We start from the raw sequence: 13,519 nt of genomic DNA, 5'->3' as shown, positions 1-13,519 counted from the left end.
CATGGCCAGTCAAGATAGCAACGAAAAGTTCGATGTTTTCGCCGGTATCGTCAATGAAAACGAGTTCTACAGCCACCACTTCCTGGCCCATGTGTTCCAGTCCCGTATTAAGGATTGGCTGGACAGCCGTGGGGAGGAGCAAACCCCAGCGCAGCAGCTGAGTAGCTGCGCTGCTGGCTTCTTCCGCCAGCGTGTTGATTATCCTGCCGGGGGGACCTTCACAGAGCAACTGCAATGGCATCGTGATCTGCATCAGCCGTTACTTAAGGCGCTGGGATTTACTATCGACCCTATTGAGTACGAATGGCGCGACGACGAGCCGATTCCTCTCTGGTGTCGGGTAGGGCGCAACCAGATCGTGCCTGACCTGGTGGTGGTCCCGGTGTTCAATCCGGACCAATGGACAGACCAGGAGGATCGGGCAGTCGACATCTTGGATGTGACCCTCGCACCGCAGCATTTCCGTATTGCCGAGCTGCCGGTAGCCTACGCAAGCAAGAAGGCCAAGGGACTAAAGAGCTGGGCTGATCTGCTCTCCGACAGCATCTTCGCCGCTGCTCAGCCGCCGCGTTTTGTATTTATGATCGGCCAGCAAGAGTGGTTGTTGATAGACCGCTTCAAGTGGCCGGCGAATCGCTTCTTGCGGTTTAATCTCGACGAGATCCTCGGTCAGAAACAACCAGGCACCCTCAACGCCTGCTACTCGCTGCTGCACCGACAGGCGCTGTGCCCGGACGAGGGGGAGGGGCTGCTCGATACCCTGGATGCCGAGTCCCACAAGCACGATGCCGGGGTCAGTGAAAACCTTAAGTATGCCCTGCGCGAGGCTATCGAACAGCTCGGCAACGAGGCCGCGCGTCAGCTCATTGAACAACACGGCTTCAGCTACAGCGGTACGGTCAAGCCGCTGGACGCCGGTCAGCTCAGCACCGAGTGTGTGCGTCTGGTCTACCGGCTGATCTTCATGTTCTACATCGAGGCTCGTCCGGAGCTCGGCTATGTGCCGATCAACAAAAGTGATGTTTACGCCCAGGGGTACAGCCTTGAGTCTTTGCGTGACCTCACTCTGGTCGATTTGCACACCACCGAGGCACAAAATGGCGGCTTTTTTGATAAATCCCTGAGGAAGCTCTTCACTCTGGTTGCTCAGGGTACGACCAACGACCACGGTGAGTTACATGCCACTGTCAACGCCTTCGAACTGGCCCCTCTCGACAGCAAGCTGTTTGACCCAACCAGTACACCGCTGCTGAACAGGGTCGTCTTTCCCAACTATCTCTGGCAGTCGGTTCTGCGTGGCCTCTCTTTCGCCAAAGACCCCAAGACCAAGCGCACTCGCCGGGTCAGCTACCAGGCGCTCTCCATTAACCAGCTGGGTGCCGTCTACGAGTCACTGCTTTCATACCGGGGGTTTTTTGCCGCTGAGGATCTGTACGAGGTCATGCCTGCTCCCAAGAAGGAGAAGGCGGCAACCGAGGACGATGAAGATGCTGACGGGGAAGAGGAAACTCAGGAGGAGTTCGGCGGGACTACCGACTTGCTGGCCAACGGTTGGTTTGTCACCAAGAATGAGATCGGTGATTACCAGAACAACGAGAAGGTTACCTTCACCAACAGTGAAGGACGCCAGCAGCTGCGCGTCTACCCCAAGGGGACCTTTATCTATCGCCTGGCCGGACGCGATCGGCAGAAAAGCGCCAGCTATTACACCCCGCAAGTCCTCACCCAGAGTCTGGTCAAGTACGCGCTTAAAGAACTGTTGGTCGACAAGTCAGCCGACGACATTTTGAAACTTCGGGTTCTCGAGCCAGCCATGGGCAGCGCCGCCTTCTTGAACGAAGCCGTCAACCAGCTCGCCGAGGCCTACCTCACCCGCAAGCAGGAAGAGCTCAAGCGGCGCATCCCTCACGACCAGTATGCCCAGGAACTACAAAAGGTGCGCATGCGGATCGCGGACGCCAATGTATTCGGCGTTGACCTCAACCCCATTGCCACCGAACTTGCCGAGGTCAGTCTCTGGCTGAATGCCATTTACGGTGAAACCGACGCCCAGGGCCGCCCCAAACCGGCCTATGTCCCCTGGTTCGGTTATCAGCTGTTCAACGGGAATAGTCTGGTTGGTGCACGCTCTCAGGTATTCGCCCCGGCGCAGTTGCAGGAAAGAAACAAGGTCAAGGCTCCTGATGCCGTCCCTCGGCGCGTCACACCTGGAGAACCACGACAGCCGAACGAGATCTATCACTTCCTGCTGCCCGACGAGGGAATGTGCGACTACAGCAACAAAGCGGTGAAGGAATACTATGAGGCCGAACTGCAGCAGCTTAAAAGCTGGAAAAAGGACTTCATCAAGCCCCTGAACGAGACAGAGCGCAAACGCCTGCATCAGCTAAGCAGTAAAATAGATGCTCTCTGGAAACAGCACAGCACGCAATTGGCGAAGGACCGCGATACAACCGAGGATCTGCTGCCGGTATGGCCTGACCAGACAGAAGGTGCGGTCACCAGCCGTTCAGCAAAAGAAGAAACCCGCAAGGCCGGGATGCTCAACGAAGATGGTGACATCGCCACACCTTATCGACGCCTCAAACTGGTGATGGACTACTGGTGTGCACTCTGGTTCTGGCCGTTGGATCAGGTCAGCAGCCTGCCCAGCCGTGCCCAGTGGTTGATGGAGATCGGAGCTATTCTCGAAGGCAATATTCTTGAGGTCGAGCAACAAAGGGAAATGGATTTTTCCTCAACACCGGCCCGTGTTGAAAAACAATTCCTGATACCAGAAAAGCAGGGGTCCTTGTTCGGTGCTCTGCCAGGTGAGCAGATGGCGCTGTCGGTCGAAAATCCGCAGAAGACCCTGCACGACCGCTACGGTGAGCTGCGTATTAAGCGGTTGCGTGAACACTTTCCTCGCATCAGGGCGGTGGAGGCATTGGCCAGCCGCCATAAGTATTTTCACTGGGAACTCGCCTTCGCCGACATTTTCTACAAGTACGGCGGCTTCGACCTGATCCTCGGAAATCCGCCCTGGCTTAAGGTGGAGTGGGAGGAGAAAGGTATTCTTGGCGAAGCGGATCCCAAGATCGCAATTCGCAAAATGAGTGCCTCTGACCTGGCGAAAAGCCGTAACGCCCTGTTCGAACGTCGTCCCGAAATGCTCGCGCCTTGGTTGGCGGAGTTCTGCGAGCAGGGGGGGATTCAGACCTTTCTCAATGCCATTCAGAACTACCCGCTTCTCAAGGGAGTGCAGACCAATCTCTACAAGTGCTTTGTGCCTCAGGCTTGGATGCTGTCCAACGCAAGTGGGGTTACAGGCCTGATTCATGAAGAAAGCGTTTATGATGATCCTGCAGCATACTTGCTAAGAAGCAAGTTATATAAAAGGCTGAGATATCACTTTCAATTCTTGAATGAGGTAAAGCTGTTTAGTGATGTTGATTCACACAAGAGGTATAGTTTAAATGTGTATGGCGCAATTAAGTCAGATTTGTGTTTTGATTCGATCTCTTTCCTTGTTCATCCAAAGACCATTGACGACTGTTACTCGTGCTTAACAGATGAACTGGTGGCGGTTAGGGATGAAAATGGGAAATGGAACTTAAAGGGAGCAAAAGGACGAATCATCAATGTAGATCGACATAAATTAAGAAGTTTTGGAGAAATTTTTGGCGACACGACTTCTACCTTAGACTCCTATCGTTTGCCATCAGTCTATTGGGATTCCTTTAGCACTACTCTGGGAAAATTTATTAGTCAACCAGGGCATGTGGATACCCTTGAAGGTAAATTTCAAATTTTTGAAATGTATCATGAAACTAATGCTGGAAAAAAGAATATTATAAAGTCACATATTTCTACGCCCCATGAAGCCAGTGACGTGATCTTTTCTGGTAGCCATATTGGAATAGCGAATCCATATTATCAGACTTCTAGATCAACTGGTGGATCAAAGATGGCATTTGACGTTATTGATCTGTGTGATATTTCAGATGATTATCTTCCAAGAACTAAGTTCAATAGAATAAAAGTTGCTGATGATCCATTTGTAGGGCTTGTGGAATGGGATGAAAGCAATTGTACAGATCATCCAAGATTTATAACTAAGTACCAAATCAGTTCTTCTATGGAGAGAGGATTTATAGGGGCGTTAATTCCAGAAAAATTTAGTCATTTGCAGACACTTGTTTCTTTAGTTTTTAAAGAAAAAGAAGCGCTGTTGGCCTTTACTTGTTGTAGTGTCAGTTTGCCATATCATTTTTTTTCGAAAGCTTGCGGTCTGCCAACTTTTAGGAGCTTGTCAAAAAGCTTGCGGTGGCCTAATAAACTACCAGCAGGCACGATCGTCCGTTTGTTGGCATTGAATTGTCTTGCTAAGTATTTTAAGAATCTTTGGCAAGATAACTGGAGAGAAAGTTTCAAACGACAACGATGGTCTAGCGACTCACCACTTCTAAACTCCGATTTCTTTTCCAACCTAACTGCAGAATGGCAACGCCACTGTGCTTTGCGCAGCGATTACGCCCGCCGCCAGGCGCTGGTTGAGATCGACGTGCTAGTGTCTCAAGTGCTTGGCCTGACCTTGGAAGAGCTTCTGACTATCTACCGCGTGCAGTTCCCGGTGATGCGCCAGTATGAGGCAGACACTTGGTATGACCAGACAGGCCGGATTGTCTTTACCCCGAGCAAGGGGATGGGCTTGCCGCGCAAAGCGCAGAAAAATGATCTTAAGGCAGGTATTTCTTACGGCATTGAGTCTCCTATTCGCTCCGAGCAGGGTATCGCCCTCGGCTGGGAAGACATCCGTGACCTTCCCGCCGGATGCATTGTGCGTAAGACTTTCCCTGATGACACCCTACCTGATGGCCCGGTGCAACGCACCATCGAATACCATGCCCCCTTCGTACGTACAGACCGCGAAGATGACTATCGTCGCGCTTGGGACTTTTTCAAAACGGAGGGAAAGTAAGCCATGCTGCCGTCACTGGTCGTCGAAGAAGTCCGTCGTGGTGTTGCCGAGACTCTGCGTGCTCAGTTTGAGCCCTCCACCGAGCTGTTCAAGGATGCCGTCCGTCGCCTGATCGAAACACCACCGTGGGTCCAAGGGCCTTACGTGCAGCTCGGCTTGCCCTTTGTTGAAGGATCGAGTGGCAAAAATTACTTCGCTGATTTCCAGACCGAATTCCCCGCCCACCGCCACCAGGAGCTGGCGTGGCAACTGTGCGGTAAGCTGGGGCGTTCTACCCTGGTCGCCACCGGAACCGGTTCAGGTAAGACAGAATGTTTTCTTTATCCAGTGCTCGACCATGTCGCCAAGGCACGTAAGGCGGGCGTCAAAGGAATCAAGGCGATCATCATCTATCCGATGAACGCACTGGCCGATGACCAGGCTGGACGCATTGCCGAGTTAGTGCATAAGACCCCGGCTTTTGCTGGAATCCGTGCCGGCCTGTTCGTTGGATCCGGTAAGGGCAAATGGAAACCGGGCAAAAATGGGCAGCAGCCGGAGCAGGACTTTGAAGTCATGGGGCCGGACCACGTCATCACCGACAAAGATGTCCAGCGCCATAACCCGCCCGATATCCTTCTCACCAACTACAAGATGCTGGATTTCCTGATGATCCGTCCCGGCGACCAGGGAGTATGGAAGTACAACAGCCCAGACACCCTGCGTTACCTGGTGGTGGACGAGTTGCACACCTTCGATGGGGCGCAGGGCACCGATCTGGCCATGCTGATCCGCCGCCTTCGCCGCCGACTCGGCTGTGAGGATGGTGGACTGGTTTGTGTCGGGACCTCTGCGACTCTAGGGGATGCAGGCGACACCCTGCCGTTGCGCGAATATGCTGGGCAGGTGTTTGCCGCCCAATTCGATGCTGACGCCGTGGTGACTGAAAGTCGTAAGGGTTTCGATGACTTCATCGGCGACGCGGTAATCGAACACCTGCTGGCCGATGATCAGACGGTGTTGGATGCGATCGCCCGGCAGAATTTTACCTCCCCTCAAGAAGCGGTCAGGACTTATCTGCCAGCCTTTTTCCCACATTCAGAAACATTGGCGACGTTGGTAGACGGCACAGACACGGTAGCAGGGCGCATCCGTCTGGGTGAAGAACTGAAAAAGCACCTGCTGTTCCAGACCCTGTTGCGCACTGCCGCCCAATCGGCAGTTACGGTTGAGGCGATCACCGACCGTATGCAACGGACACTCAGCGCCAAGCTGCGTGAACATGCTCCGGACATACTTTCCGCGCTCCTGACCCTAGTAGCCTGGGCTCGTGCACCGCATAGCGGCCAGAAGATTGAAGAAGGTACCAAGGTAGGTAACCTGAACTCCTTAGTGAGTTTGCGGCTGCAGATCTGGTTGCAGGAGCTGCGTCGTATTGTCTCGACAGTCAGTGCTGATGCTTCGGATATCGAGCTGGCTTCGGAAGCTTCGGTTTTAAGCCAGCAGGAACGCCTGCGCCTGCCGATCGTTCAGTGCCGTCAGTGCCGTACAACCGGGTGGCTGACCCTGAAAGCGCCGCAGGAGAGCCGGGTTCAGTCATCGCTGGAAAAGATTTATGCCGGTTTCTTCAGCCGTAATCCCGATACCTTCCTGGCCCGGCTGTATCCACGACTGGGGAATGGCCATCGCCTGATGGCCCAGGTGCAGGAAAAATACCTGTGCTGCAAATGCGGTCATCTGGCAAGCCAACCGGTCCAACAATGCTCTCATTGCCAGAGTGAAAACCTGCTGCCGGTGCACTTGCTCAACCAGACTCGAACAAAAAACATTTCCCACGCAGGCGAAGGCAAGACGGAAAGACATGAAATTGTCGTGCACGATGATGTTTGCCCAGTCTGCGGTGAGCAGGGTGAGCAGCTGATTATCGGTGCCCAAACAACCAGTATTGCCGCACATGCCGTAGAGCGCTTGTGGTCGGCACCTTTGAACCAGCACAAGAAGCTGATTCTGTTTTCCGATTCGGTGCAGGATGCCGCGCACCGGGCTGGTTATATCGAGTCGAAGACCGAAAGTCACTTGATGCGAGCCGGAATTGCCCGTGGACTGGCGATCCAGCCAGCCACGCAGCCCTGGAGCCTGGCTCTGGATACACTTGGTCGTTGCTACCTGGATGAGGCCAGCCCGCTATACCAGGCGCCTGAAGGTTTCGTGGCGCAGTTCATCGCTCCGACCATGGAGTGGTTGCGTGACTGGAAAGAACTGACAGCCAGCGGTCGCTTGCCCGAAGGTTCAGACTTACCGCAGCTGATTTCACAGCGTATGCAGTGGCGGGCCATCGAAGAACTGACCCATCGCTCCGATATCGGCAGAACCTTGAGCAAGATGGGGGTGGCGGTTCTGTTCCCTGATGTCGGGGGAGTAGGTCAATTATGCGAGGGACTGACTTCCCAGCTCCAATCACTGAACGGTGGTCTGGAAAGGATCAATGAAGGAAAGGTGTTTCACTGGGCCCTGGGCACGGTGTTGATCTTGATCCGGGCGGGTGCCGTATTCCACATGGGGCTAGAACGGGTGGCGGAGACCGGTGATTTCAGTGCCTTCGAATTTGCCCCGCAACGGAAAAAATGGATTCTGCATCGTGGTAAAGGACGCCCCCCACGTTTCGTGGCCCGAGAGGTTGGGAGACATCGCTTCCTAGATCTGCAGGAGCGCGATGGCAATCAGCTATTAAGCTGGGCGCGACTGGCGCTTGGTTTGGAGATCTATTCACCGGGGATACTGACGCTGGCCTGCGAAGAACTGCTGGGTGTTCTGGAAAAAGCTGGGATAGGGCACTATGTCCGCATGGAGGGTAGGTTCGGTACTGATAGCGTCTTTGGGCTCAACCCGGAGTGCTTGATGTTGTGCCAGGATCTGCAGCGACTGGTGACGCCATCGGGATCTCAATCGCTCTGGGTACCAAAGGAGTTTGTTGAGGCCGTGGTCGGATTGCCCGCCTGGAATAGTCCCGCTGAGTGTTTGCAGGTTGATGCCGCTGGCGGGGCAAGCTGGTGGCGGGAGCGGCTGTTGGGTGGGGAGGTGCACCGCGTCATCGCCCATGAGCACACCGGGCTGCTTGAACGTGATGAGCGGGTAGAGCTGCAGAATCGTTTCATGGCCAAACCCGAAGAGTCTGAGCCTTGGTTCGAGAACCTGCTCTCCGCCACGCCGACCCTTGAGATGGGGATCAATATTGGTGCGCTGTCCAGTGTTATGCTCGGCGGTGTGCCACCCAACCAAGCAAGCTTTATCCAGCGTATTGGTCGGGCCGGTCGTCTTGATGGCAACGCGGCCGTGTTTACCATCGCCGATGCCTCGCCCGATGGTCATGACCAGTATTTTTTCAGCAACCCCCTTGAGATGCTGCAGGGAGCGGTGGAAGCCCCGGCTATTTATCTTGGCGCGGCGGAGGTGTTGCGGCGGCAGATTTATGCCTTTTTCTTCGATCATTGGGTTGCGGAAGAGTCGCCCACTATGCCGGATAAGCTGAGTGAAGCGCTGGACCAGGTCGCGGTGGGGGAAAGCGAACCCCGGCAATTCCCATTCAACTATCTGGATTTTGTTAATCGCAAGGAGCCAGAATTATTCGACGCCTTCTGTCGCATGTTGGGCGAAAACCTCACGGAGGTTACGCGGGAGAAGCTGGAGAGCTTCGTCGCGGGCAACGAACAGCAGAAAAACCTGCGCACCCGCTTTTTGGCTTTTTTCGAGGAGATGCTGGCTGAACGCGAGTCCTGGAAAGCGCGTCGGAAGAGACTGAATGCCGAGCTAGGCCGGTTGCGCAAACAACCGCAGGATGAGCAGGTCCAGAAAGAGATCGAGATTCTCGAAAAGGAGCGGGCCGCGCTTGGACAGCGGATCCAGCAGTTGAATAGCGAACATCTGCTTGAGGCGATGACCAATGCCGGGCTGCTACCCAATTACGCGTTTCCGGAAGAAGGGGTATCGCTGACGACCATTATCCACGGCACCCGGTCTGCGGGTGGCGAGGAATACTCGATGCCACTGCATCGTTACAGTCGGCCTGCCCATGCCGCTTTGGCTGAGTTTGCCCCTCGAAACACCTTCTTTGCCCACAAAAGCAAAGTGGAGGTTGATCAGATCGATATGAGCGTGGAGCCATCGGTCGCCTACCGTTTTTGCGCCCGCTGCAACCATCTGGCACCGCTCAGTGACCCGATGGCCCATGCGGCGGCATGTCCCAAGTGTAACGACGCCCTATGGGAGGAGCAGAGTCAGTCACGTCCCATGCTGCGTTTGCGGCGGGCGGTTGCCAACATAGACCGTGCGGATAAAACGCGCATTACTGAGCAGGACGAGGCGCGCAGTCCACGCTTCTACATGCGGCGGCTGTTGATGAATTTCGACCCAGAGGATGTCCGCACTGCCTGGGCCCTCGAATCCGACGTAGCTCTTTACGGTTTTGAATATCTTTCCAAGGCACAGTTTCATGATTTAAATCTAGGCCAACCTGCTGCAAGCAATGGGCAAGGAATCTATATTGCGGGGGACGACAGCCCCAAGACTGGTTTTTCCTTATGCTCCGGTTGCGGGAAGGTTCAGCCGGCTGCCCGGCCGAATGACAATGGTGAACGTACCCAGGTGCATACCCCAGATTGTCGTTACCGTAATGCGACGGATACGGAGCACCTGCTTGATGAGCTATTTCTGTTCCGTGAGTTCGAGTCGGAGTGTCTGCGTATCCTAGTCCCGAAAGGGTTCGGCTCGGGAGATCAGACGACCTATTCCTTCATGTCTGCCCTGCAGCTTGGGTTGCGAAAGCGATTTGGAGGAAAGGTCGACCATCTGCGTTTTGAGGTCATGCACGAGGCCGGCAATGAAGATGCAGCAGGCAAGACCTACATCCTGATTTACGATTCCGTGCCTGGGGGGACCGGTTACCTGCAGCAGATGCTATCGGGAGAGGCGGATACCTTGATTGAGGTGCTAACTGCCGCCTACAAAATCATTCGTGACTGCAGCTGCCAGACCCGGCCGGACCTGGATGGCTGCTATCAGTGCGTTTTCCATTACCGGCAAGGTCGTCATCGTCGCAACATTTCGCGTATGACCGCATTGGAGATGCTCCAGGAGCTGGTCGAAGGAAACTTCACCCGTAAAAAGGTCGCCGGTTTGTCGGAAATTTATATCAACCCGGATTTCGGTTCAGAGCTGGAGCGGCGCTTTCTGCCGGCTTTAAAAGCGCTGGGAGGCCAGCTTAACCCCAATAATGAACGCTTCCCGGCGGTGCAGATCAGTCAGGACATCAAGGCCGGAAAAACAGCCTATCTGCTGATGGTTGGGAAAAATCGATACTGGGTCGATACCCAAGTGCCGGTGGAAGATCTGGTCACCGGTCAAGAGCTATGCCGACCCGATTTCGTGATATCAGCAACGAAAACGGCCAGCCCTATGCGGCCGATTGCCGTTTTCGTGGATGGCTGGGAGTGGCACGGTAAAATCATGTCCGATGATGCCCGTAAGCGCTCGTCCCTGATGCTTCAGGGGAAATACCGGGTTTGGTCAGCGACCTACGAAGACATCGAGGCGGCGCTCAAGCATAAAGGGGGAACCGATCTTGACAGTCCGCTGAGTTTTTTGATGACCAGCTCAGGTCAGGCGATTCCACAGGACAGGCTCCCAAATATCCCTGCCGGAACCTTGCCTTTCAACGCCATAGCTTGGCTGCTATGGCTCCTGGGGCAAACGGATCCTGAGGATTACGATCCTCTGGCAAGCATTGGGCCTGTCGGTCAGCACCTGCTGTGTCGCTCCGTGCGGCGGTCTGCTGAAGTATCAACAGATATCGAAGCACGTTGTACGAAGGTTATGACAGTGCTGCCAGCCTGGTTAGTTGACCCTTCACACCAGGTCCACTTGCAGAGTCCCGGTCGCGAGGGGGCCATGGGGAAGGCACCATTACAATGGGTCGGTAAAGCAGAGCCTAAGTACCTGACAGGAGCAAGCAATAGTTCTTTTCCTCTAGCTGGCGGACTGGTGATCGATGACTCTATAGTAGATACGAATGCCAAGGCTGCCCGTTCTGCATGGCGACAGTGGTTGCGAGTCTCCAATCTGCTGCAGGGAACGCCAGGGGTTGCCATGTTGACAGACAGTATGTTGGCCGCTGGTCACGCATTGTCAGTGCCTGCCCCAACGAGTGAAGAGGCTACCTCGGTCGATGCGACCTGGAGCCGTCTGCTTGATGGTGGTGAATTCGTTGAGCGGTTGAAAAACGGATTTGCCCAGCTTGCCGGACTTGATGTACCACCTCCCATAATTGGAGTAGAGATCGAGGAGGGCGATGATTACCGGATTGCTGAAGCCGTATGGGAATCTGCCAAGGTGGTCTTGCTTACGGTTGCTCAAGCAGATTGCACCGAAAGTTGGCAGACTGCCGGTTATGCAGTGATTGAGGAAAACGAAACCTGGTGGAAGATTGTAGCAGAAACGATCAAGGAGCGCGTATCGTGACAGAAGACATAAAAATCATTGTCAGTAATGATGTCATTAAGGGCATGACCCGACTCCCCAATTCAGTACAGACCAAGGCGCTGGAGTTCATGCTGAAGTTCCAGACGGATCCTCGTAGTCCAGGCATCAATTATGAGAGAATCAATGCCGCCCGTGACAAGAATTTGCGGTCTGTCCGTATTGACCAGGCGTACCGCGGGATCATCTTTCAGGCTCCTAGAGATAATGTTTTTATCTGGTTGCATGTCGACAAGCATGATGATGCTTATGCTTGGGCGGAAAAACATAAAATGAGCATCAACCCTGTCAATGGGGCCCTGACGTTGACCAACCTGACGTTTGTTGAGGAAACGGTGAAAAGGTCTGTTGCACCCGCACCGACTCAGCCGAACCCACTCTTTGAAGATTTGTCGGACCGTGATCTCATGGCTCTAGGGGTCCCGGAGGAAATGCTGCCGGCGGTACGGACATTACGTTCGGAAGGCGATCTTGACGCCTTGCAACCGGAGCTGCCTGTCGAAGCCTACGAGGGACTCTTTCTGGTCCTGGCTGGAGATACGGTTTCCTCTATTCTGGCTTCAAGAGAGACCCGTGTTGATCGGGATATTGATACCGAAGACTACGCTGCGGCAGCAGAACGCGACGAGAGCCGGTCACGCTTCTATGTAGTTGAGGGCGAGAACGATCTGCAGGAAATCCTCTCCGCGCCGCTTGAGCAATGGCGGGTGTTCCTGCATCCCACGCAACGCCGCCTTGCTACGCGAAATTTTAACGGACCAAGTCGAATACTAGGAGGAGCCGGTACCGGAAAGACGGTGCTGGCGATGCACAGAGCGAAACATCTGGCGGGAACGTTGGTCGGCACAGAGAAGAAACTTTTATTCACGACCTTCACCACGAACCTCGCTCTCGACATCGAAGACGGTCTGAAGTCGATATGTACCGATGAGCAATTGCGTCATATCGAAATCATCAATCTGGATGCACTTGTTTATCGTCTGCTTAAAGCAAAACGTTACGAACACGAGATTGCCTTTGATTTTGAGGCCAAGTGCCAGCCGCTGTGGGAGGCCGTGATGGTGGATTTTGATCCATCACTGGGGGTGAGTAGCAACTACGTCCGTGAAGAGTTTGAACAGGTTGTTCTGGCTCAGGGGTTAACGACTCGGGACGCCTATCGAGAAGCACCGCGTAAAGGGCGCGGATCTATACTGTCTCGCCAAAAACGCGATGCACTTTGGGAGATCTTCGAAAACTACCGTCTCCAGCTGAGTACGAAGGGGCTTAAGGAACCAGACGACGCCTATCGCGATGCGTGCACACTGTTGTCCGATGAAGAGAGTGCCCCTTATGCACATGCAGTCATCGACGAAACCCAGGATTTTGGCCCACAGGCCTTACGGCTGATACGAGCACTGGTTCAACCGGGGGCGAACGATCTGTTGTTCGTTGGTGATGGGCACCAACGTATCTATGCAAAGAACCGTGCGACCATGAGTAGTTGCGGGATCGATATTAGGGGCCGCGCCCGAAAACTTTACCTGAATTATCGTACGACTGAGGAAATTCGGCTCGAAGCCATTTCGCTCCTCGAAGGCGTTGAGGTTGATGATCTCGATGGAGGCTGTGACGAAATCGTTCGGTACAAGTCTCTCCTTCACGGGCCCAAGCCCGACCGTATCCAAGGGGCTTCCATGGAATCGATACATGAGGGGGTGGAAGAGTTCATTCGAGAAGCTCTGAAGGATAACCAGGACACTAAAATAGGCGTTATGGCTAACACAACCCGACTGCGTGACCAACTAGCAACCCATATCCGCGAAGCAGGTTATAAAGTGGCGACGGTGAACCACCGGGAGCGGCTCAGCAGGAAGGATGCGCAAATATTCGCAATGACGTTGCACCGGGCCAAGGGGCTCGAGTTTGACGCGGTGGTGATTGCCGTTAATAAAGAAATGAACCAGGATATGCGGAAGCTTGTGTATGTCGGGATGACACGGGCTAAGAGGATGGCTAGGCTTTACCTGTGATATGAATCTTTTTGCAGCGGTTCGCATTGATTTGCTC

At 54.2% G+C, this 13,519-nt stretch carries 3 protein-coding genes; all 3 read left to right on the top strand.

Features of this window, described 5'->3' with window-relative positions; all coding sequences use genetic code 11:
* The first annotated feature begins 1 nt into the window (after position 1).
* Genes GEOBRER4_RS13455 through GEOBRER4_RS13445 form a run of 3 tightly spaced genes read left to right on the top strand, consistent with a single transcriptional unit; the run spans position 2 to position 13,482 of the window.
* The gene (locus GEOBRER4_RS13455) at positions 2–4,960 is read left to right on the top strand and encodes a class I SAM-dependent DNA methyltransferase (protein WP_185242732.1); all 4,959 of its coding nucleotides are present in this window, start codon (positions 2–4) and stop codon (positions 4,958–4,960) included.
* 3 nt (positions 4,961–4,963) lie between these two features.
* Positions 4,964–11,452, top strand: a complete 6,489-nt coding sequence (locus GEOBRER4_RS13450) for a DEAD/DEAH box helicase (RefSeq protein WP_185242731.1) — start codon at positions 4,964–4,966, stop codon at positions 11,450–11,452.
* Positions 11,449–13,482: a UvrD-helicase domain-containing protein gene (locus tag GEOBRER4_RS13445; RefSeq protein ID WP_185242730.1), complete on the top strand. Its 2,034-nt coding sequence runs from the start codon at positions 11,449–11,451 to the stop codon at positions 13,480–13,482. The genes GEOBRER4_RS13450 and GEOBRER4_RS13445 overlap by 4 nt, the downstream gene beginning before the upstream one ends.
* The last annotated feature ends 37 nt before the right edge of the window (positions 13,483–13,519 follow it).

Origin of the sequence: Citrifermentans bremense (assembly GCF_014218275.1) — a bacterium.
Classification (GTDB): Bacteria; Desulfobacterota; Desulfuromonadia; order Geobacterales; family Geobacteraceae; genus Geomonas; species Geomonas pelophila.
This window is presented reverse-complemented; position numbering and strand designations above follow the sequence as displayed.

What these genes read in the sequence shown, in the direction of transcription:
- GEOBRER4_RS13450 (WP_185242731.1), top strand. Translation starts at nt 4,964, where the DNA reads ATGCTGCCGTCACTGGTCGTCGAAGAAGTCCGTCGTGGTGTTGCCGAG.
- GEOBRER4_RS13455 (WP_185242732.1), top strand. Translation starts at nt 2, where the DNA reads ATGGCCAGTCAAGATAGCAACGAAAAGTTCGATGTTTTCGCCGGTATC.